This window comes from Streptomyces sp. NPDC046759 (genome assembly GCF_040645475.1).
GTDB lineage: Bacteria > Actinomycetota > Actinomycetes > Streptomycetales > Streptomycetaceae > Streptomyces.
On record NZ_JBEYYJ010000015.1, the window covers coordinates 86,779 to 107,184 of the forward strand.

Consider the following 20,406-nt stretch of genomic DNA (forward strand, 5'->3'; position numbering starts at 1 on the left):
ATGCAACGAGCAGGAGGACAGTGCCCATGACCAGCACCGACCAGCCGACCCCGATGGCCCGGCGCGGCCTGTTCAAGGCGGGCCTCGCCTTCACCGGCGCGGCCGTCGCGGCCACCGCGGTCCGCGCACCCGCCGCGTGGGCGGCGCCGGAGCGGGACCCGCGGCCGGTCGGGGACCAACTGACCGCACTGGAACGGCGGCACGACGCCCGTCTCGGTGTGTACGCGCGCAACGTCCGCACCGGACGGACCGTTTCGCACCGGGAGGGCGAGCGGTTCGCGATGTGTTCGACGTTCAAGGCGTTCGCCGCGGCGGCGGTCCTGCGCGATCACGGCGGCTGCGCACCGCTGGACAGGGTGATCCACTATCCGCCGCGCGACATCCTGTCGAACTCGCCGCGCACCGCCGAGCACGTGGACACCGGTATGACGGTTGCGGACCTGTGCGCGGCGGCGATCCAGTACAGCGACAACGCGGCCGGCAATCTGCTGCTGCGTGAGATCGGCGGGCCCGCCGGACTGACCCGCTTCTTCCGGTCGCTCGGCGACCGGGTGAGCCGGCTCGACCGGTGGGAGACGGACCTGGGCGGCGCCGTCCCCGAAGACCCGCGGGACACCACGACTCCGCAGGCCCTCGGCCGCAGCTTCGAGCGGCTCACCCTGGGCCGGGCGCTCCCCGGCACCGACCGGGAACGGCTGGTCACCTGGCTGAAGGGCAACACCACCAGCGCCGCCCGGTTCCGCGCCGGACTGCCTCGCGACTGGGTCGTGGCCGACAAGACCGGCACCGGTGACTACGGCACCGCCAACGACATCGGCGTGGCCTGGACGACCCGCGGTACTCCGGTCCTGCTCACGGTGCTGTCGTCCAAGGACGCCCAGGACGCGCCGGCGGACGACGCGCTGGTCGCGGAGGCGGCGCGGATCGTGGCCGGTGTCCTCGCGCCGGGCGAGTAGACGCCTTCCTCCGCCCCCTTGGTTCAGTCATGTCACCTCCCGGACAGGCGCCTCGCGCAGGCGCCAGTCCGCGGCCGTCACCGAGGGGCATGTGCGCGCCCTTCTCGACGTACACACCACCGAGGGCACGCGCGCATCCTCGACGTCATCGGGGAGGAGGAATCGGCAAGTGAAGCAGGTCGTGGGGTACGGCCCCGCGGGCGCGCCGGCGCGGCACCGGTTCCCTGCCGGTGCCCACCCGCCGAGCGGCGCTCCGCGGCCTGACCGGACCCGGTGCACCACGTGTCCGCCGGGGACCGTCAACGCCACGGGGGAGACTGCGAGTTCGTCGGCGGGCGCGTGCACGGGGTCCACGGCCAGTGCGGTGAGGTCGGCACGGAAACCGGGCGCGACACGGCCGGCGACGCGCCACTCGCCGGCGGCGGCCGCCGCGTGGCTGGTGCGGCCCTCCAGCGCCTGCAACGGCGTCAGCCCCGGCCTGCGGGCCGCGGCGCCCTTCGGCCGGCGGGCCGTGGCCGGCACGGCCCGTACGTCGTAGTGCGCGATGGGCCAGTCCGAGCCCAGGGCGAGTGTGGCGCCGTGTGCGACCGATCACCGTGCGACCGATCGCCGTGCGCGGGCCGCCCGACGCCGCCCGCCGGAAGGAAGTCGGTCGACGCCCTGGCGGGCCGGGCCGGGTCGGGCCGGACCGTGCCGCGGCCGGGGGCCGTCCCCTGATCCCCGCTCACCGCGGCGCGGTCACCGGCGGACGGGTTTCCCAGTACCGCAAGTAACATGATCACCTTGGCTCCGGCTATACCAGTCAGTCAACTTGCGTGCTTCCCCAGGACGCGCCCGGCCCGGAGATGTCCATGTCTTCTCTCAATGACGCGTTGGAAACCGCACGTCTCACCTATGAGCAGCACGTGCGGACCTGCCGCCAGTGCCATGCCGACGGCGCCGCCTGCGCCGTGGCCAAGCACCTCCTGCGGATCTACAACAACGCCCGCAGGGACCACATGCGAGCGCACGGCCGGCCCGGCACCACCGGCTGACCGGGTTTTTCGGTCCGTTCGATCCGGGAACCCGGTCGCCGTCCCGTCCGCCCGACACGCAGGAGGCCGCCATGACGGACCGGCACGGCGACCGGCCCAACCCGGTCACACAGCACGCCCGCCCTGACTTCCCCTCGCAGGACCAGCCGCATCCGGGCTGGACCGGGCCGATGGACCCGCCGCCCGACCACGGCGAGGACTCCTACCGCGGCGCAGGCCGGCTGGACGGCCACAAGACGGTGATCACCGGCGGGGACTCCGGCATCGGCAGGGCGGTGGCCCTGGCGTTCGCCCGTGAGGGCGCCGATGTGCTGTTCACCCATCTCGACGAGGAGGAGGACGAGGCCCGCGAGACGGCCCGGCTGGTGGAGGACGCGGGACGCAAGGCGGTCGCCGTCTCCTGCGACATCCGCGAGGAGGACAACTGCCGGGCGCTGGTCGAACGCGCGGTCGCCGAGTTCGGCCGCATCGACGTCCTCGTCAACAACGCCGCCTACCAGATGTCCCAGCCGGACGGCATCGAGGCGATCAGCACCGAGCAGTTCGACCGGGTCGTGCGGACGAACGTGTACGGCATGTTCTGGCTCACCAAGTTCGCCCTCCCGCACATCCCGTCCGGCGGCTGTGTCATCAACTCCACGTCCGTGCAGGCGTACAAGCCCAGCCCGCACCTGCTGGACTACGCCATGACCAAGGGCGCGATCGTCACCTTCACCCAAGGGCTCGCGCAGATGGTCGCCGAGCGCGGCATCCGGGTCAACGCGGTCGCCCCGGGGCCGGTGTGGACGCCGCTCATCCCCTCCACCCTCCCGGACACCACGGAGTTCGGGAAGCAGGCTCCGCTCGGCCGCCCGGCCCAGCCCGCCGAACTGGCCCCGGCCTACGTCTACTTGGCCTCCCCGCAGGCCGGGTACATCACCGCCGAGATCCTGAACGCGACCGGCGGCACCCCTCTGCCCTGAGGTACGTGAGGTACGTGCGGCCTGAGGCAAGTGTGGCCGGCGGCACCACCTGCCCCGTGCTCAGGCCCCGTACACCGCACGCACGTTGGCGCGTGGCGGTGGGGCGTGCCGGCCCGCGGGGCCCTCGGCGAAGGTGCGCAGCAGGTTCTCCGTGGTGCGGGTGACGAAAGCGCGGGTACGGGCGTCCATACCGTGGTCGCGCCCGAGCATGCCCGTCCCGGCCACCAGCCCCTCCACCCAGCGCATGGTGCCGGTCGCGAACACCCCGGCACCACCGGCGGCCGTGTAGTACGCCGAGTCGCTGTGGCTGGGCCGCCCGCCGCAGACCAGCGGGGAGTGCGCGGTGATCTCCACCGGGCCGGGGGCGGGGGCGCCGGGGATGATCCGGTCGTACTCGACGCCGACGAGATGGGCGAAGCTGTCGCCGGTGCGTGCGCCCGTACCGTCGTACAGCCAGTGGTCGGCGGCCCGGACGACATAGGGGGCGTCGACCGGATAGCCCTCGTAGAGCACGCCGGTCAGGGACGACTCGGGGTCCGCGGCCGGCGGAAGCCGGTAGTCGGTGGTGACCAGGGCCGGCCGGGAGCCGTAGCAGGGGTCGGCACGGTAGTCGGTCTTGTAGCAGATCACCGTACGGTCGTCCGCCCGTTCCCCGGCCTCCAGCCGGACCCGGCGGAAGCACGTGTTCGCCCCGAGGAAGGCGACGTTCGTACCGGCGTCCCGCGCGGCGGTCACATGCGCCCGTTGCTGCGGTGTCCAGTACTCGTCGTGGCCCAGGCAGACGACGGCGCGCGCGCCGCGCAGCACCGCGGGATCACGGTGGACGTCGATGCCGGTGGTGTAGGCGAGCGGGATGCCGAGACGCTCGGCCAGCACCACCAGTGCCCACTCGTACACCAGGAACTTCTCGGCGCCGTCGCCGTCGTAGGGACGGTCGAAGCTCACCGCGAGGGAGCGCGTGGCGTACGCCCCCGAAGCGCCGTTGTAGAGGCTGCTGCCGCCCCAGCGGTTGTACGCCTGCCAGGTGGCCGGCGCATGCAGCAGGACCGTGCGGCCAGCTCCCTCGGCGGAGCGGACGATCAGCGGGACGTGGCGCCGGTGACCGGTGTCCGCTTCCAGCCGGAGCAGATAGGCGCCCTCCGGCCACCCGGAGGTGTCCACCGGCAGGGTCTGCGGCCAGTCGGCGCGCACCGTGCGCGTCGCGGGCAGCAGACGCGGGGCGGGCTGGGCCCGGCCGGGTATGCGCTCCGATGTCCAGACGCGGCGGGCCCGGCTGCCGCCGTACCAGCCCACCCGGAACGCGGAGACCCGGAACGACGCGGCGGTGGTCGACACGTGCAGCCCGAACGGCTCTCCCGGGGTGACGCTCACCCGGTCCGTGTAGCCGGCCACCGCCTCCGGCGGGCCGGTGGAGCCGAGGCGCCAGTCGGCGGTGCCCGGGGCGTCCCGCTCGGCCTCCGGGCGCAGCCGGCGGTCCGGGGCGGCCGTGGATTGCGGTCGCGGCGGTGCCGCCGTGCACGCGGCGGCCGTGCCGAGGCTCAGCCCTGCGGCCAGGGTGAGGAATCGCCGGCGGCCGAGCCCGTCCGACGGTGTGCTGCCTGGTACCGGAGCCACTTGACCTCCTGGATGCGTGCCCGCTCCAGCGTCCCGACGCCCGCGCGGCCGGCGCAACCCGCGCGGCCGGGCCTGCACCGGCCGCGAGACCGCGGGAGCACGTCCGGCCGGGCCGCCGGCGGTACGGCCGAACGGGTGACGCGGGGCGGGTGCCGTCAGGTGCGGAAGCCGACGTGGACGTGGTCGTGGTGGGTGGCGTCGCTGAAGAACTGACCGGTGCCGCCGCCCGTCAGCAGGACCGGGCCGCCCACGTTGTACGAGCCGGCGGCCGCCGCGTCCCGCATGAACCGTTCGATCAGGCCGCGCGGTGTCGCCGGGTCGACGACCGCGCGGCCGTCGATCCGCCACACGTCGAAGGCCCGGCCGCGCGGGTGGTCACTGGGGCGGCTGGTGCCGAACACGTCCAGCGGATGGCCGGAGCGTACGACGCTCACCTCCAGCCGGTGGGCGCGCGCCAGCGCGAGCATCGCCCGCGCCACGCTGGTGTGCACCCGGCCGCTGCGCAGGTCGGCCGCGGCGGCGGGCGGCAGCACGATCCGGTCGTCGGAGAGCACCGCCCGGACGTCCGGTGGCAACGACCGGGCGGCCGGGCCAGGGTGGGCCGGATGCAGGGCGTCGACCCTCCAGCCGGGCCCCGGCCGGGAGAGGCGCACATCGACCGTCGTCCCGCCCGCGCTCACCGTGCCACCGCGCCGGGTCCACTGCCGGCACACCACCAGCACGCTGGCCGAGCGCCCCAGGATGCCGCCGTACTGCGCGTCCACGACCTGCAACGCCGCCTGGTCGGCCGCCGGCAGCAGCGGGCCGGCCTGGCCGGCGAGGGCCGTCGGCAGCCCGAGCGCCGCGACCCGCGCCCGTGCCGCGGCCACTCCGCCGTGTCCGTCGCCCCACGCGCCGATCGCCTCGACCAGCTGCACGGCCCGCAGCTTCGCCGCCGGCTGGACTTCGGCGGAGGTGGGCCGCCACGGCGTGGTGTGCGGCAAACCGGGGGAGGGGGACGGCGAGGACGGGGACGGCGACCCGGTGGGGACAGCGCCGGACCGTCGGGACGAGCGCGCGCCCGCAGCGGTATGGCCGGAGCAGCCCGCCGCGCCGAGCGCGGCGCCGGCGAGGGCGGCCAGCACGGCACGGCGTCCGGGCGGGGGAGTGGCGTGCGCAGGCGTACGGGCCATGGGCCCAGTGTCCGCCGCTCGGCGGGGGCCCGGCGAGCCCCCCGAGCCGCCCGGGCGGGGCGGGGAGCGTGGTCACCGGCTCCCTCAGAACGGCGGGTCGGTGCAGAGTTCGAGCAAGGACCCCGAGCTCTGCTCCGCTCCCGGAGCGGTGTTCGACGCATCGGGAAAGACGCGGCCCCAGGACGCGGCGCGGGCCAGGGCGCTCAGGCGCCAGGCGAGGTGCGCGGCGCGCCGCAGCTCCGCCGCCGTGCGGCCGGCACCCGTCCAGGGCTCCAGATAGGCGTCGAGCAGCCGGTCCAGGACGTGCGGCCCGAACCGCGCGCGAGCCTTGCCGACGGGGGTCCGGAGGCTGCAGAACGGGTGCGACACGGCGGCGTCGCCCCAGTCGAAGAAGATGAAGCGGTCCGGTGCGCGGTGGAACACCTGGCCGTCGTGGAGGTCCGCGTGGTCGAGGGTGTCCTCGATGCCGGCCGAGGCGAGTTCGGCGCACCATTCCGCCAGGCGGGGCCGCAGCCGCTCCAGCCGGACGCGTGCCTCGGGGCGCAGCGCGGCGTTCGCGGCGAGCAGTTCGTCGAACACCCCGGGCAGATCGGGGGTCCGGGCGGACGGCACGCCGAGCCGCTCGATCTCGCGCGAGTGCGCGCTCAGCGCCCGCTGTGCGCTCGCGTACTGGCGCAGGAGCTCCTCCCAGGTCCGCGGCTCGACCGGCGCCCGGGCGAGTACGTCGCGGAAGAGGTCTCCGCCGTCGGGCAGCAGGACCCACGCCCGCTCGGCGTCGACGGCCAGCGGCGCCAGCACCTGCTCCGGCACCCAGCGGGCCAGTGCGGCGGTCAGCGGGCCCTCGAAGCCGCTGGCCGGTGGGTTCGCCTTGAACCAGACGGCGTCCCGCCCCACGACGGGCACCCGCACCAGCACGGACCACGGCCGCAGCCGTACCCGCAGCTCGCCACGCGCCCGCAGGCCGTGCGAGGCGAGCTGTTCCACCATCCAGTCGAGGGCCGAGGCGCGCCAGGACTCCTGCTCCCACGGAGTGGGCGCGTACTGGTACCTGCTCCGGTCCACGACGAACGAGAACCCGTGTCGCATCGCGCCATCACAGCACCACGACCGATGATCGGCCACCGATTTCCCCGCCCCCGGCCGACGGGCCTCTGCGATCTGCCCGGCGCCAGGGACACGAGCACACGGACGGGCGCGCCCCCGGTCACCGACCGGGGGCGCGCCGTTGTGTGCGGTACTGCGGGATCAGGCCTGCTGCTTGCGGCGCAGCGTCAGGTACGTGCCGGTCACGCCCGCGGCCAGCAGGGCGCCCACGCCGAGGCCGACCGGGAGGGCCGGGAAGCCGGAGGCGTCGGTCGTGGCGGCCGCGTTCTGCATCGCCGGGCCCGGAGTGATGCTCGTGGACACCGGGGCGACGTGCTTGATCGGACCGACGTGCTTGATCGAGCCGTCGGAGTTCAGCAGCACCTGCTTGTTGTTCGGGTGCCGGAAGTCGAACATGCCCGCGAGGGAGCCGGCCGTCGCGTCGAAGGACTGGTCGCCGATGCGGCCGGTGCACCAGTTGTCCTCGATGAACCGGGTGATGGACGCCTGGTTCGTCAGCGTGTGGTCGACCTTGTTGACCTTGCTGTACGGGGAGATGACGAGCAGCGGCTGGCGGGTGCCCGGACCGCAGCGGTCGGCGTAACCGCCGGCCGCCTTCGGGCCGTTCTGGCAGGCCGGGCTGTCGGTGGCCTTGCCGTTGGAGCCCAGCGAGGTGTCCGTCGAGCCGTTCTGCGGGGCGACGTAGGCGTGGTCGTACCAGCCGTCGGAGTCGTCGTAGGCGACCACGATCGCGGTGGACTTCCACTGCGGCGAGCTCTGGATCGCGTTGATCTGGTTCACCAGGAAGTGCTGCTCGTCGGTCGGGTCGGAGTAGCCGGCGTGGCCGTCCTGGTACTCACCGGCCTTGACGAAGCTGACGGCCGGCAGCCTGCCCGCCTTCAGCGCGGCGGAGAAGTCGGTCAGGTCGTAGTTGTGGTTGGCCCGGCCGTTGTGGCCGATCTCCGAGACGCTCTTGGGCGCCAGGTGGTGCGGGTTCGCCGTCGACTTGTAGTACGCGAACGGGTTGTGGTGCGGGCTGTAGTCCGCCACGGCCGCGCCGCCCAGGTTGGTGTGCGTGGTGTCGCACTTGGCGTACGACCCCGGGGTGCCGTCCCACGCCGTCGACGGGCGGAAGCCGCCCTGGAACCAGCCCCAGCTCACGTGCTTGGTGTTGAGCAGGTCACCGACGTTCTTGCCCTGCATCGACGCCAGCGCGTTGCTGCTGGTGTGGTCCTTGTCCGCACAGTCGTCGTAGGCCGGGTCGGGGTCGTTGATGACCGTGCCCACGCCCTTGGCGTCCGGGGACTTGACCGTGTAGGCGTCCGGGGTGGACGTCTGCTTGGGGTTCTCGGTGCCCGTGGACGGGTCGACGGAGATGACACCGTGCGTCTGACCGGAGGCCAGGTTCAGCGCGCCGGGCGTGGAGGGGCCGTAGACCGAGCTGTAGGACCGGTCGGACAGGGTGTAGTGCTGGGCGTAGTTCCACAGCGCGGTGACGGTGTTGCCGTCGTAGTAGTCCATGACCAGGCCGGGCTCGCCGAACAGGCCGCCGCTGCACTTGTCGACCTCGGTGTTCTGCACGAACTGGTCGGCCTTGCCGCCGTTGTACGCGAGCTGCTCGGCACCGTAGTTGTGGTTCTGGTCGCAGGTCATCGCCTGCGACGGGGACAGCCGCTTCGGCGCGTACTGGTTCGGGTTCTTCGTCAGCAGCCCGGCGTGCGCCAGGGTGTCGATGTCCTTCGGGGTGTTCTTCGACGCGGTGAACTTCGTGCCGTCCGTGTTGGCGGCCTGCGGGTACGTCGCGAAGTAGTGGTCGAAGGAGATGTTCTCGTCGAAGAGCACGACGACGTGCTTGATCGGCGTTGCGGTCGAGGAGTGCCCGCGGTGCGCGGCGGGCGCTGCAGCCCAGCCGGGCGCGTTGCTGCCGAGCACGGTGAGCGCCGCGGCGCCCGCGAGCGCGCCCAGGCTCCGCATCGCGGCTCGTCTTCCTCTGCTTGCCATGGTGGTCTACCCCTCCGGACAGAACGTCTGTGCGTCGTACGAGCAGGGATGCTGCGCCCGTCGCGGGGCGCGACGGCGGAGCCATCATGGCGCGTGGGTGAACACCAAGTCAGGAATGCCAGGGCAAAACTTGACTGTGTGTTGACCCATCCGGCGGCCGAGTTGTCCGGACAGGTTCAGCCGAACAGGCCGCGCCCGTACCAGTCCGAGGCGTCCCGAACGCCGGGCAGCGCGAAGAAGTAGCCGCCGCCGAACGGGCTGATGTAGTCCGTCAGCGGCTCGCCCGCCAGCCGGTGCTGCACCGCCTCGAACTGCCGCTTCAGGTCCTGCTGGTAGCAGGAGAACAACAGGCCCATGTCGAGGTTGCCGTTGGCGTCCATGCCCCGGTCGTAGTTGTACGCGCGGCGCAGCAGGCGCTGGTCCGCGGTGCCGGGAGTGCGCGGGTTGGCGAGCCGCATGTGCGCGTCCAGCGGAATGACGTCACCCTTGGGGTCGTCGGCGTACTTCGGCGTGTCGTGCTCGTGGTCGCCGTCCAGCGGCGCTCCGGACTCCTTGGCCCGCCCGAACATCCGCTCCTGCTCGCTGAGCGAGACCCGGTCCCAGAACTCCACCAGCATCCGGATCAGCCTGACGACCTGGTAGCTGCCGCCGACCGCCCAGTCCGGTTCCCCCGTGGCCCTGCCCACCCAGATCAGGCGGTCCATCTCGCGGGCGCTCGTCGCGTCCGGGTTGGCGGTGCCGTCCTTGAACCCCAGCAGGTTGCGCGGAGTTCCGGAAGGGCGGGGCGGGCTGGAGAAGCCGTCCAGCCGCCAGCGGACCTGCGCTGCGCCGCGGGTGTGGCGGGCGATGTCGCGCAGGGCGTGCAGGGCGGTGTCCGGTTCGTCGGCGTGCAGTTGGAGGCTGAGGTCACCGTGGCACCAGTCGGCCCGGAGGTCGTCGTCGGGGAAGGCGGGCATCGCGGTCAGCCGCCGCGGCTTGAGCGCGGCCAGCCCGAACCGGTCGTCGAAGAGCGAGGCGCCGACGCCGACCGTCACGGCCAGTTGCCCGGCGGGCACCTGGCCGCCGAGGACGCCCGAGTCGACGGGCGGTTGGGTGATGCCGACCGGGGAGGGTGTCCCTCCGGAGGTGAGGAAGCGGGCCCGCTCGGTGAGGGTGCGCAGCAGGTCGGTGAGTTCGGCGCGTCTGTCGGCCGTCACGTCGAGGGAGACGAACACGCAGCAGCGGCGCGGGGCCGCGATGGCCGAGGCCTGGTGCACGCCGTGGAACGGGGCCATGGACGCCGTCGTGGTGGCCGTGGTGCCGGGGGCGGCGGCGCTCGCGGCGAGGCCGGCCCCCGCCAGGGCGGCGCCGCGCAGGAAGCCGCGCCGGGCCAGGCCGCCGGGGCGTTCGGCGGTGACTGCAGGGTCGTTCACACGGTCCTCCGCGGGTCGCACAGGGTGGCCACCGAGGCCAGTCGCTCCACCAGGTCGCCGAGCAGCGCGTCGGTGTGCTCCCGCTGGGCGCGGCTCAGGGAGTCGAGCGGGGTCCAGCGGTCGCCGTGCCGGAAGCCGTCGAGGGTGCGCCCGGCACGGTCCAGGTCCTTGTCCAGGCCCGGCAGGTCGGCGTACCGGGTGGTGAGCAGCGGGCGCAGCCGGGACAGCACCGCGCGGGTGCCGTCCAGGTTGGCGCGGGCGGTGGCGAGATTGCTGCCGCTGCCGTAGTCGGTACGGCCGGTCAGCTCGAACTGCACTGTGTTCTCCAGGATCTCGTGCGCGCGCAGACCCAGCTGGGCGGGGTCCATGCGGGTCTGCGACCAGTTGTCCCGCAGCCCGGTCACGGCCTTCACCAGTGCCGCCGCCGGGGCGCGCAGGCCGGCGGCCGGCTCGCCGTGCCACAGCCCGTACTCGACGCGGTGGAAACCGGCGAAGTCCTTGTCGTGCACCCCGCCGGACAGGCCGGCGTCGGTGCCGTTGATCGCTCGGTCCGCGTCCCCGAAGGCGTCGTACGCCGCGCCGAGCCGCTCGTACCGCAGATGCGCCGGGAGCCAGGCCGACCGGGCGCCCGGGAGGTCGCCCCGGCCGATCGCGTCCCTCAGCCGGGTCGTCAGCCGTACGACCTCGTCGAGCCCGGAGCCGACCCACTTCTGGTAGGCGAGGGCGGCCGGGATCAGGTCGTGCTCCGAGAGCGGTGCGGCACCGGGGCCGCGCCGCCCACCGGTGATGCGGACGCTGGGCCCGGTGACGGCGTCGGCGTCGTCGGGCACGCACTTGAAGGCGTACGTTCCCTTGCCCAGCCGGACCGTCAACTGCCGTGTGGTGCCGGGCCCGATGCCCTCCACCTCGCCGTACACCACCTGGCTGCCGGGGTCCTCCAGGTACACCTCGGCGGAGCCGTCGGAGGAGTTGTGCAGGTCGAAGGTCCGCACCCCCGGCTCGGGCCGGTTCCAGCCGCGCCCGCAGTGGCTCTCCGACACGTCGATGACGACGTGACCGGACGGGTCGTCGGCGATCCGGCCGTGCTGCGGGCCGTTCAGCGAGAACGCCAGCAGCGAGCCCGCGAGGGCCACGGCGAGGGCGACGAACACGGCCGGCGCCGTCCGGGGACGCACGGACCGCGTGCCGAGGCGAGGCAACGGCATGGCGAGCCTTTCCGGGACGACGTACGCAGCGGCCTCATCGTAGACGCCGCCACGGAACCGAACAGTCGTCCCAGGGCGTGGATGGCCGAGAATTACCCCGGGGTTCACCTCCGTGTACGCAGGCCCCGGCGGCGAGGGGGGCTGCGCGGTCCCCGACGCCGAGTACCGGCGGGCCGGCGGTCCAGGCCGCCGGCCGACGAACTGGGCGACGTGCAGGGTGCGGTGGCGGTGCCGCTCGGCGGCTCGTCGTCCGGGTGCCCGGCACGGACCCCGGCGCGTCCGCCGAGGCCGGCGCCTCCGGATCGGCCTCGTGGACCAGCCGGCCGACGGCTCCCGGCACTGGTCGGTGCCGGGGCCGTTCGTCACGGGCTGCGCCGCCGGTATGCCCGGTGCCGCCCGCGGCCCGTACCGGCTCGTCGGCGTGCACACCTGGACATCGCCCCCGGCGGCGGGAAACGGCTCGGGACACCGGTGGGCGCCCTGGGGACCTCCGGCGGATCGGCGGAAGTCGCCCGCTCCGCCGCGCTGTTCAGCGCACCGGGAACCCGAAGGACCAGCCCTGCTGCTTGAGCCACGGCAGCAGGGTGCGCAGCGCGGCCACCGTCTGCGAGCGGTCGCCGCCCGCGTCGTGGAACAGGATCGTCGGCCCGTTGGGCAGCTCGCGCTGGACGGTGGCGACGATGGCCCCGGTGCCCGGCCGCTCGAAGTCCTTGGAGTCCACGTTCCAGCCGAGCGGCCGCATCCCGTGCGCCGCCGCCAGGTGCCGGCTGTACGGGGTGAAGGCGCCGCCGGGAGCCCGGTAGTACATCGGCCGCACGCCGCCGGACGCCTTGATGATCTGCTGTTGGGCCTCCAGGATCTGCTGCGACTGGTAGGCCTCGGACTTCTTGTCCATCGTCGTGTCGTGCGACACCGTGTGGTCGCACAGCCGGTGCCCGGCGGTCACCACCTGGCGGACCAGGTCCGGGTGCGCCTGCGCCTGCGGGCCGATCATGCAGAACGTCGCCTTCACCCCGTTCTCGCGCAGCACTTGGAGCACCTGCGGCGTCCAGAGCGGGTCCGGGCCGTCGTCGATGGTGATGTTGACCGCGTGTGCGCCCCCGTCCGAGGCATGGGCGATGTCGGCCGACACGGACACCGGCTGCGGCGCGGCGTGCCGGGCCGGGGCGCCCGCCCGTGCCGTACCACCGCCCGGCTGGCCGGCCTGTGCGGTCCACACCGACGTGGCGGCCGCCACCGCGGTGACCCCGACCGCCGCCGCAACCACCCGGCCGTACCAACCCCGCCCACCATGCCGCGCCATGCCCCGCCCCGATCTGTGTCCCTGTGCTGTTGTGCACCCCTGTTCCGTGCACCTGTCAGGACGGCCGGGGTTGATCGCAGGATCCGGATGTTACCGATCACGGACAATCCCGCGGCGATTCCGCGACAGGACGCGCAGGGGCGCGCAGGGACGCGCAGGGACGCGCCCCGGCCCGCGGCCCGCCCACCGGCGTCACCGAGGCGGAGGACACGGCGGGCAACGGGGTACCCCGTGTGGTGCGACCGATCTGCGGCTCGAGCCCGAGGGACGGGGTGGCCCCGATGTCACCACCGGCAGCGCGGTGGAGCGGGCCGAGCGGGAGGCCGGCGTACGACGGCAGCTGTGAGACCGGGGGAGGAGCCCGGGCGAGCGCGGACCTCGCCGATCCGGCGCCGGAGCCGGCGGGGCGGGCGCTACGGTGCCGGGATGGCCCTCTATCCGGAGATCGAACCGTACGCGCACGGCATGCTCGACGTGGGCGACGGCAACCACGTGTACTGGGAGACCTGCGGCAGCCCCGACGGCAGGCCCGCCGTCGTCCTGCACGGCGGACCGGGATCCGGGTGCACCCCGTACCACCGGCGCCTGTTCGACCCGGCCGCCTACCGGATCGTCCTGTTCGACCAGCGCGGCTGCGGCCGGTCCACGCCCCACGCGAGCCGCCCCGACACCGACATGAGCGTCAACACCACGGCCCACCTCATGGCCGACCTGGAACTGCTGCGCCGGCACCTGGGCGTCGAACGGTGGCTGGTATGGGGCGTGTCCTGGGGATCGGTGCTCGCGCTGCGCTACGCGCAGACCCACCCGGGCGTCATCTCCGGGCTGGTGCTCACCGGCGTCGCCACGGGGTCGAACGCCGAGGTGGAGCTGCTGACCCGGGGGCTCGGCCGGATCTTCCCGGACGCCTTCGAACGGTTCCGGTCCCACGTTCCCGCCCACGCGCGCGACGGCAACCTCGCCGCCGCCTACAACCGGCTGCTCGAATCCCCCGACGCCGAGGTGCGGGAGCGGGCCGCACGGGCCTGGACCGACTGGGAGACCGCCGTGATCCCCGCGCCGCCGCGCTCCGTCGCCCGCTACGAGGACCCCGTCTTCCGCCTGGGCTTCGCCCGCACCGTCACACACTACTGGGGCAACGACCACTTCCTCGGCGAGGGCAACGACGAGGGTGTCGTCCTGCGCGACGCGCACCTGCTCAAGGGGGTTCCCGGCACCCTCGTCCAGGGAAGCCTCGACTTCGGCAACCTCCTCGGCGTCGTCTGGCGGCTGAGACAGGCCTGGCCCGACAGTGAATTGCTGATCGTGGACGACGCAGGACACAACACCGGGGCACCGGGCATGGCCAAGGCGTTGGTCGCGGCAACCGACCGGTTTGCGGCGCGCGGCCGGCAACCACGGGGGTGCCGCAGGCTTCCCGGCTCTCTTTGAGCACGACGGCCCCATATCCCGGGGGAGTTGACGGCAGTGTGCATCGTCCGCCGGGGGCGTGCGCGCCGTAAAAGGGGGCGCGCGTCCGGGGTCCGCCGTGCCAGGGTGGGCCGTGCCAGGGTGGGCCGGCTCGGCAGAGCCGCCTCCGGTCCGGGGCACCGGCCGTACCCCGGAGCCCGGTCCGTCCTCCGAGGAGCGTCCCGTTGACCACCACACCGCCCCGACTCCTTCCGCTGCTGGACCAGTTCGACCTCGCCTCCGAGCGTCTCCTCCGGCGGCTGACCGGACCCGTCATGGACAGCGGCGACGGCGGGGACACCAGGGTCGAGCCCCTGACCGACGCCGAGTACTTCTGGGAACCGGTGCCCGGCTGCTGGACGGTCAGGCGACGCGTGGACGGGCCGGGACCACGGGCGGCCTTCCTGGCCGGCGGCGGCCCGTGGGGGCGGGACGCCGCGCCGTACCCCCACCCCTGGCCACCGCCCGTCACGACTCTCGCCTGGCGCCTGAGCCACCTCACCGAGACGATGTCCCTGCGCGCCGACCACACCGTCGGCGGCCGCTCGGCGACCCGGGAGGACCATCCCGTCAGCGGGGACGCCGCGGGTGCCGTCTCGGCCTTCGAGGCCGGCGTCAGCGCCTGGCGGCGGGCACTGCTGAGCGCCGACGACGCGGCGCTGGACACGGTCGGACACTGCAGCTACCCGTACGGCAGTGATCCCGGGGAACCCTGCCTGACCGTCGTGTGGTGGGTCAACCAGGAGGTGCTGCACCACGGAGCCGAGATCGCCCTGCTCCGCGACCTGTACCGGGCCGGCCGGCAGACCTGAGGGCCGCGACTGATCAGTCCTCGGCGAGGGCCGCCCGGACGATCGCCGCGGCCGCCCTGCCCGCCGCCCGCACCGGTTCGGTGCCGCGCGCGGCCCGGCCCGGCATGAAGGCGCCCTCCAGCAGGGCGATGACCGAGCTCGCCGTCTCCCGGGCGGTGGGTCGGGGGACGCCGCCCTGGGCGTAGTGGGCGGCGAGCTGGCCGGTCCAGCTGTCGAACGCCGCCGAAGTGGCCCGTCGGAGCGGCTGGTTGGTGCTGGCTACCTCCGACGCGACCGTCGCGACGGGACAGAGGTCGGCGAAGTCCAGCTCGGCGAGGGTGCCGGTCGCGGCGGCGAACGCGTCGGCGGTGGCCGCCACCCGGTCCTCGTAGGGCGTCATGAGCGTGGAGATGAGCCCCAGGCAGACGGCGCCCGAGGTGCGGATCACCTCCTCGCCCAACTGGGCCTTCCCGCCCTGGTCCAGCTGGACGATCCGGCTGTCCTCACGGAGGAGATCCGCCGCTTCGTCAAGGACCATCCCTTGCCGTGACGGCGGCCGGACGTGACGGGTGAGCTCACCGCGGCGCGTCGGGGCCCAGGCCGGCGGCCACCGAACTGGTGCGGACGAGGACGAGGAGGGGGACGGGGACCCGACCGGAACCGGGAGCACGACGTGCACGAGGCCCGCGCCCCGGCGCGGTGACGTCTCGGGTGGGGCGCGCAGCGCGGCGAGCGCGCGGAAGTTCTTCCCTGCGGTGTGTCGAGATGCGCATGTCCCGCTCGACGCTTGGATGGAGGCACGACCGACCTCAGCACATGCCGCCCAGGCCGCCGAACCGGCGGCCGTCACCCGAGGAGACCCCATGAAGATCCGTGCCCGTGTGAGCATGAGCGCCGACGGTCACGTCACCACCCCGGACGGGTGGCCCGCGCAGACGGCCGACCCGGCCTTCGTGTCCGGCCGGAGCCACGGCATCCGGGAGTTCCTCGACGGGTGTGAAGCCGCGGTGATGGGCCGTACCACCTTCGAGCCGGCGCTGACCAACGACCGCTGGCCCTGGCCGGACCTGGACGTGTTCGTGCTCGGCTCCCACCGTCCGGCCGGCACCCCGGACCACGTCGTCACGGACGGCGATCCGGCGCGGCTGCTGGAGAAGATCCGCGCGGTCAACCGGGGCGGCGACGTCCACCTGGTCGGAGGCCCGCGCACGATCCAGACGTTCCACGCCCTCGGCGCCCTCGACACGCTGGAGCTGGTCATCGTGCCGCTGCTGTTCGGAGGTGGCAGCCGTCTCACGCCCGCGCTCGACCCGTCCCTGGGCCTCGAGTTCCGGAGCGAACGCGCGCTGCCGGGCGGAGCCGTGGAGATCGTCTACTCCTGCAAGGGCACCCGCCCTCCGCTGCCGGGCAGCCCCGCAAGCCAACGCTGATCACGGTGCGCGGGGCGGAACGGTCCCGCCGATGCGCCGCCCGCCGCCGGCCCGCTGGCCCCGACGTCCCGGCCATGTCGGTCCCCGCCCCCGCTAGCTCCCCGGCCCCGTCGGCCCCGTCGGCCCCCCCGGCCCCGTCGGCACCCCGGCTCCCTGGGACCCCACAGGCAGTGCCCACCAACCGCGCCGGGCCGGCCCCAGTCCCACGGCCCCTGGTCCTGTGGGCGCCCGGCCCCTTCCGCCTGGCCTCGTGGGCACCTGCGGCCACCGGGTGCCGGGGCGCACGAGCTCGGTCCGCCGGCCGCACCGAGCCGCTGGCCCTCATGGGCCGCTGCTCCGCAGGCCGCTGCTCCACGGGCCCTGCTTCACGGGTTTCGCCTCCATGGGCTTCGGCCCTCGGGCTGCCGGGCCGAGCGGGTTTCCGGGCCGACCAGGTTTCCGAGTCGACGGGGCCGCCCGCCCCGTGCCCCCGGCCCTCCGCGTCGCAGTCCGCCCCTCCCGCAGCGTTGCGTCAGCGGCTCGAGCGCTGGGCGGCGACGATGGTGTCGAGTGTCGGCTCCGCCCCTGCCAGCCGTTGGACCCGCTCGGCGAAGCCCGGGAACTGGGACGCGACCTTGGTGAGGAACCGCAGCTCGGGCGGTGCCACGTTGACCTCGGCGAGGTCGCGTTCGATCGCCCGCGTCACTCCCCTGCACACCTTCTGCGGCGACACCGTACGGAGCCCGCCGGGCGTGGCCGCACCCGTCTTCGCGAACATGCCCAGCTCGTGCACGAAACCCGGCTGGACGATCGAGACGCCGACGCCCGTGCCGTGCAGATCCTGCCGGAAGGCCAGTGAGAAGCCGCGCAGCCCGAATTTCGTCGCGGTGTACAGGGACGACGACTTGGTGGCCGCCATGCCGGACAGCGAGCCGACGAAGCAGATGTGGCCGCGGCCCGCCGCCACCATGCCGGGAGCGAGCAGCCGGGCGAGCATCGCGGGGGCGCGCAGGTTCACCGCGAGCGCGCGGTCGATCTGCTCCGGCGTGTAGTCGAGGACGTCACCGCTGGAGGGCAGGGCCGCGTTGGCGATGAGGATCTCGGCGTCGGCGGCCTCCTCAGCCAGCCGCTGCACATCGCCGGGGTCGGCCAGATCCGCGGCGATCGTGCGGGCATCGTAGCGAGCGGCGAGCGGTTCGAGCGCCTCACGCCGGCGCCCGGTGAGAACCAGGCGGGCGCCACGGGCGGACAGCGCGGCGGCGAGCGCTCCGCCGATGCCACCGGTGACGCCGGTGAGCAGAACGGTTGACCCGGAAATCTGCACGACTATCCTCCAGTCCTGTTCGTTCGAACGAACAATAGGGATGCCCGGCTCCTGCGTCCACCGTCCCGTCGGCCGGGCCGCCCACCGGCGTCGGCCAGGCCGCGGGTGATGGAAGAATGCACGCCATGCCGCATGCCGCCCCCTCCGCCCCGATGCGCCAGCGCATCATCACCGCCGTCCTGCGGATCATCGGCGAGGACGGAGTCGCCGCGGTCACGAACCGGCGCATCGCCAGGGAAGCGGGCGTGTCCCTCGGTTCGGTCACCTACCACTTCGAGACCCAGCACGAGCTGCTGCGGGAGAGCCTGCTCCACTTCGTGCGCGAGGAGGCACGGCACTTCACCGAGCTGGCCGAGCAGTGCCGCACGGAGCAACTGGACGTCGAGGCCGCCGCGTCCCTGGCCGGCCAGGTCGCCTGCGGCTCGGCCCTGGACAGCGCCCATCTCGCTCCCTTCGAGCTGTATCTGCACGCCGGACGCGACGAGCGGCTGCGGGAGGCGGCGGCCGAGGCGTTCCAGGCCTACGACCTGCTCGCCGCCCGGATCCTCACCGCGCTGGGCGTCCCGGACGCCGAGCGCCTGGCCGCCACGACGGTCGCCCTCGTGATGGGCCTGCAACTGCGGCGTCTGGCCACGGGCAGTCCCGTGGACGACTTGGTCGACGCCCTCCTGCTGCTCGTGGGAGGGGCCGCCGGCCACTCGTCCGCGGCGGCTTCAGGAGAGCCGGCGGCACAGTAGGGCGTCGGGCCCCGGGCGGCTGCCCAGGCGGGTGGTGAAGGCGATCCCGGCGGCGTACTCGTCGTCGGCGCACTGGCCCTTGTAGTCGCCGTACGCGAAGTCGCCGCCGGCGGCGTCGGCGGGGCGGTTGTCGGACCGGTCGAACCACACCGTGCGGCCCGCTCCCGCCAGCGGGCTGCGGGCGGGCACGCACAGCGCCGCCGACACCCGCTCTCCGCGCACGCTGTAACCGATGAGGAAATCGCCCTGCGGGCACTGCAGTTTGGTGTACCCGGACGCCCAGTCGCCGCCGGGCGGGACGTGGCGTTCGTCCGTGACGACCGTCTGGCCGCCGGTGGCCGCGCGCAGGTCGCCGCCGGGTCCGCTGCCGGCGGTGTCGGTGCACAGTCCGCGGCCGCCGGTGTGGCCGAGACCGGTGAGCCGCAGCCCATCGGGGCAGACGGCCTTGTACGCCCCGGGATCCCAGTCGCCCGCGGCCCGAACCCGCAGCGACTCCACCGCGTCGCCGTGGTCGACGGAGAGCATCCGCCAGGTGGGGACCGCCGCCACCGGGCCGGTCTCGCTCGGCGCGCTCATGAGGCGCTGCCAGGCCGTCGCGCGCCAGTCGCCCGCGTCGAGGATGCCGGAGCGGTGCCCCGTCCCGTCGTACTGCAACAGGGCCCAGTCGTCGTGGCCCGCGAAGCCGACCAGCGGCCAGAAGGCGAAGTCGACGTCGTGATCGGCGAAGTAGTCGGTGACCCGGGCGAACCAGGTGCGTGCGGCCGGGTTCGTCTCGCCGGCGCCGATGCCGAACTCGCTGACCCAGACGGGAGCGGTGTAGTGCCGGTCCGTCTCCTCGACGAAGAACGCCTCGTCCTGGAGCGCCGCGTACAGGTCGTCGCGGGACAGATCCTGGTAGCGGGGGTCGTGTGTCTCGCCGATGCCGGTCGCGCCGCTGTGATGGGGGCCGGTGTAGCCGTAGAAGTGCGCCGAGTACACCAGTTTGTGAGCGTCGACGAGGGTGTGGGACAGCGTGCGGGCGGGCGTGAGCACAGGTCGGCCGTGGGGCAGTCCGTCCACGGGGACGCCGGTCCAGTTGATGCCCTCGATGACGACGAGCAGGCGCGGGTCGGCCTCGGTGAGGATGCGCTCCGCGGCGAGCTGGGCCGCGGCGTACCAGTCGTGGCCGTCGCCCATGCCCCAGTTGGGGTCGTCCAGCACATCGCGCCGCACCTCGTTGTACAGATCCGCTCCCACGACCCCGGGCACGCCGGCGTAGCGGCGGGCCATGAACACCCAGTCGCCGGCCCACTGCTGGGTCGACTGCGAGCTGTTCCAGCGCTCGTTGCCGTCGATGCCGCAGCACCAGCGGGACGTGTTGGTGTGGTTGTTGAGGATGACGGCGAACCCGCTGCCGCTGAGCGCGTCGACCACGGCGTCGTAGATCTCCAGCGGTGTCCTGCCGCGCAGTCGGGGATTGGCGGCGACAGCGTTGTCGGGCACGGGAGCCGTGTCGTGGATCATCGCGTTGGAGAACGGCAGCCGGATGGTGTTGATACCCAATTGGTGGAAGTCGTCCAGTAGTTGAGCGAGGGGGACGCGGTCCAGGCCGAGTGGTATGCCGTACGAGTCCTGTCCGGCGTGGTGGTCGGCCGGGTCGTCGACACTGCCGCTGCCCGTCCACGATCCTTGTGCGCCGTCCCAGTTGGCGCCCTTCAGCTGGAATCGGTTGCCCCGGCCGTCGACGATGTAGCGGCCCTCGGTCGACAGCGGAGGCGACCACGCCGGGGCCGCTGCCGTGGCGTCAACTGGGCGTGGTGCTGGGGCCGCTGCGGCGGTTGGCGCCTGCGGGACCGCGGAGGTGGAGGTGGCCGTGGCGGCGGCGAGCAGGAAGCCCGCCACGGCGACGGTCAGACGCAGGGCGGCAGGGGCGATCGGCATCTGGGGAGCCCTTGACTGTAGGGGGTGGGGGGAG

At 73.7% G+C, this 20,406-nt stretch carries 17 protein-coding genes and 1 pseudogene; 7 read left to right on the forward strand and 11 right to left on the reverse strand.

The window, feature by feature from the left end:
- The first annotated feature begins 26 nt into the window (after positions 1–26).
- Complete coding sequence (gene bla / locus ABZ919_RS21225) at positions 27–956, forward strand: class A beta-lactamase (RefSeq protein WP_361249932.1); 930 nt, start codon at positions 27–29, stop codon at positions 954–956.
- A gap of 270 nt (positions 957–1,226) precedes the next feature.
- Here the strand turns inward: bla and ABZ919_RS21230 are convergent.
- Positions 1,227–1,535, reverse strand: a pseudogene (locus ABZ919_RS21230) (amidohydrolase family protein); the annotation flags it as partial.
- A 272-nt stretch (positions 1,536–1,807) separates the two neighbouring features.
- On the opposite strand from ABZ919_RS21230, the gene ABZ919_RS21235 reads away from it, so the two are divergent.
- Entirely contained in the window at positions 1,808–1,990 is a 183-nt protein-coding gene (locus ABZ919_RS21235) for a hypothetical protein (protein WP_361249934.1), read from the forward strand.
- A 71-nt stretch (positions 1,991–2,061) separates the two neighbouring features.
- Positions 2,062–2,952, forward strand: coding sequence for an SDR family oxidoreductase (locus ABZ919_RS21240; protein ID WP_361249937.1), 891 nt, complete (start codon positions 2,062–2,064; stop codon positions 2,950–2,952).
- A gap of 60 nt (positions 2,953–3,012) precedes the next feature.
- On the opposite strand, the gene ABZ919_RS21245 is transcribed toward ABZ919_RS21240, so the two are convergent.
- The 7 genes from ABZ919_RS21245 to ABZ919_RS21275 form a co-directional block, all read right to left on the reverse strand.
- Positions 3,013–4,566, reverse strand: a complete 1,554-nt coding sequence (locus tag ABZ919_RS21245; protein WP_361249940.1) for a N,N-dimethylformamidase beta subunit family domain-containing protein — start codon at positions 4,564–4,566, stop codon at positions 3,013–3,015.
- A 155-nt stretch (positions 4,567–4,721) separates the two neighbouring features.
- On the reverse strand, positions 4,722–5,738 hold the full coding sequence (locus ABZ919_RS21250; protein ID WP_361249942.1) for a hypothetical protein: 1,017 nt from the start codon (positions 5,736–5,738) through the stop codon (positions 4,722–4,724).
- Positions 5,739–5,822: 84 nt separating this feature from the next.
- Positions 5,823–6,824: an aminoglycoside phosphotransferase family protein gene (locus ABZ919_RS21255; RefSeq protein WP_361249945.1), complete on the reverse strand. Its 1,002-nt coding sequence runs from the start codon at positions 6,822–6,824 to the stop codon at positions 5,823–5,825.
- 159 nt (positions 6,825–6,983) lie between these two features.
- Positions 6,984–8,795 carry an alkaline phosphatase family protein gene (locus ABZ919_RS21260; RefSeq protein WP_361249947.1) on the reverse strand — a complete coding sequence of 604 codons (1,812 nt, stop codon included), beginning with the start codon at positions 8,793–8,795 and terminating at the stop codon, positions 6,984–6,986.
- Between the two features lie 203 nt (positions 8,796–8,998).
- Entirely contained in the window at positions 8,999–10,234 is a 1,236-nt protein-coding gene (efeB, locus tag ABZ919_RS21265) for an iron uptake transporter deferrochelatase/peroxidase subunit (protein WP_361249949.1), read from the reverse strand.
- A complete protein-coding gene (locus ABZ919_RS21270) occupies positions 10,231–11,439 on the reverse strand; it encodes an EfeM/EfeO family lipoprotein (protein ID WP_361249952.1) in 1,209 nt (402 codons plus the stop codon). Before ABZ919_RS21270 ends, efeB begins: the two co-directional genes overlap by 4 nt.
- Before the next feature lie 529 nt (positions 11,440–11,968).
- Positions 11,969–12,742 carry a polysaccharide deacetylase family protein gene (locus ABZ919_RS21275; RefSeq protein WP_361249954.1) on the reverse strand — a complete coding sequence of 258 codons (774 nt, stop codon included), beginning with the start codon at positions 12,740–12,742 and terminating at the stop codon, positions 11,969–11,971.
- 426 nt (positions 12,743–13,168) lie between these two features.
- Here ABZ919_RS21275 and pip point away from each other — a divergent pair, with 426 nt between their 5' ends.
- Positions 13,169–14,173 carry a prolyl aminopeptidase gene (pip, locus tag ABZ919_RS21280; RefSeq protein WP_361249957.1) on the forward strand — a complete coding sequence of 335 codons (1,005 nt, stop codon included), beginning with the start codon at positions 13,169–13,171 and terminating at the stop codon, positions 14,171–14,173.
- Positions 14,174–14,376: 203 nt separating this feature from the next.
- Positions 14,377–15,003, forward strand: a complete 627-nt coding sequence (locus tag ABZ919_RS21285) for a DinB family protein (protein ID WP_361249960.1) — start codon at positions 14,377–14,379, stop codon at positions 15,001–15,003.
- 13 nt (positions 15,004–15,016) lie between these two features.
- Here ABZ919_RS21285 and ABZ919_RS21290 read toward each other — a convergent pair whose 3' ends face one another.
- Complete coding sequence (locus ABZ919_RS21290; RefSeq protein ID WP_361249963.1) at positions 15,017–15,520, reverse strand: TetR/AcrR family transcriptional regulator; 504 nt, start codon at positions 15,518–15,520, stop codon at positions 15,017–15,019.
- 325 nt (positions 15,521–15,845) lie between these two features.
- Between ABZ919_RS21290 and ABZ919_RS21295 the strand changes: the two genes are divergently transcribed.
- Complete coding sequence (locus ABZ919_RS21295) at positions 15,846–16,412, forward strand: dihydrofolate reductase family protein (RefSeq protein ID WP_361249966.1); 567 nt, start codon at positions 15,846–15,848, stop codon at positions 16,410–16,412.
- A 511-nt stretch (positions 16,413–16,923) separates the two neighbouring features.
- Here ABZ919_RS21295 and ABZ919_RS21300 read toward each other — a convergent pair.
- A complete protein-coding gene (locus ABZ919_RS21300) occupies positions 16,924–17,715 on the reverse strand; it encodes an SDR family NAD(P)-dependent oxidoreductase (RefSeq protein ID WP_361249969.1) in 792 nt (263 codons plus the stop codon).
- A gap of 125 nt (positions 17,716–17,840) precedes the next feature.
- Here ABZ919_RS21300 and ABZ919_RS21305 point away from each other — a divergent pair, with 125 nt between their 5' ends.
- Positions 17,841–18,452 carry a TetR family transcriptional regulator gene (locus tag ABZ919_RS21305; protein ID WP_361249971.1) on the forward strand — a complete coding sequence of 204 codons (612 nt, stop codon included), beginning with the start codon at positions 17,841–17,843 and terminating at the stop codon, positions 18,450–18,452.
- Here the strand turns inward: ABZ919_RS21305 and ABZ919_RS21310 are convergent.
- Positions 18,429–20,372 carry a cellulase family glycosylhydrolase gene (locus tag ABZ919_RS21310; RefSeq protein WP_361249974.1) on the reverse strand — a complete coding sequence of 648 codons (1,944 nt, stop codon included), beginning with the start codon at positions 20,370–20,372 and terminating at the stop codon, positions 18,429–18,431. The genes ABZ919_RS21305 and ABZ919_RS21310 overlap by 24 nt on opposite strands.
- Between the last annotated feature and the right edge of the window lie 34 nt (positions 20,373–20,406).

Bases quoted from the DNA above. Each gene is read 5' to 3' on its own strand.
- bla (WP_361249932.1), top strand. From the start codon at position 27: ATGACCAGCACCGACCAGCCGACCCCGATGGCCCGGCGCGGCCTGTTC.
- ABZ919_RS21235 (WP_361249934.1), top strand. From the start codon at position 1,808: ATGTCTTCTCTCAATGACGCGTTGGAAACCGCACGTCTCACCTATGAG.
- ABZ919_RS21240 (WP_361249937.1), top strand. From the start codon at position 2,062: ATGACGGACCGGCACGGCGACCGGCCCAACCCGGTCACACAGCACGCC.
- ABZ919_RS21250 (WP_361249942.1), bottom strand. From the start codon at position 5,738: ATGGCCCGTACGCCTGCGCACGCCACTCCCCCGCCCGGACGCCGTGCC.
- ABZ919_RS21255 (WP_361249945.1), bottom strand. From the start codon at position 6,824: ATGCGACACGGGTTCTCGTTCGTCGTGGACCGGAGCAGGTACCAGTAC.
- ABZ919_RS21260 (WP_361249947.1), bottom strand. From the start codon at position 8,795: ATGCGGAGCCTGGGCGCGCTCGCGGGCGCCGCGGCGCTCACCGTGCTC.
- ABZ919_RS21270 (WP_361249952.1), bottom strand. From the start codon at position 11,439: ATGCCGTTGCCTCGCCTCGGCACGCGGTCCGTGCGTCCCCGGACGGCG.
- ABZ919_RS21275 (WP_361249954.1), bottom strand. From the start codon at position 12,742: ATGGCGCGGCATGGTGGGCGGGGTTGGTACGGCCGGGTGGTTGCGGCG.
- pip (WP_361249957.1), top strand. From the start codon at position 13,169: ATGGCCCTCTATCCGGAGATCGAACCGTACGCGCACGGCATGCTCGAC.
- ABZ919_RS21290 (WP_361249963.1), bottom strand. From the start codon at position 15,520: ATGGTCCTTGACGAAGCGGCGGATCTCCTCCGTGAGGACAGCCGGATC.
- ABZ919_RS21295 (WP_361249966.1), top strand. From the start codon at position 15,846: ATGAAGATCCGTGCCCGTGTGAGCATGAGCGCCGACGGTCACGTCACC.
- ABZ919_RS21305 (WP_361249971.1), top strand. From the start codon at position 17,841: ATGCCGCATGCCGCCCCCTCCGCCCCGATGCGCCAGCGCATCATCACC.
- ABZ919_RS21310 (WP_361249974.1), bottom strand. From the start codon at position 20,372: ATGCCGATCGCCCCTGCCGCCCTGCGTCTGACCGTCGCCGTGGCGGGC.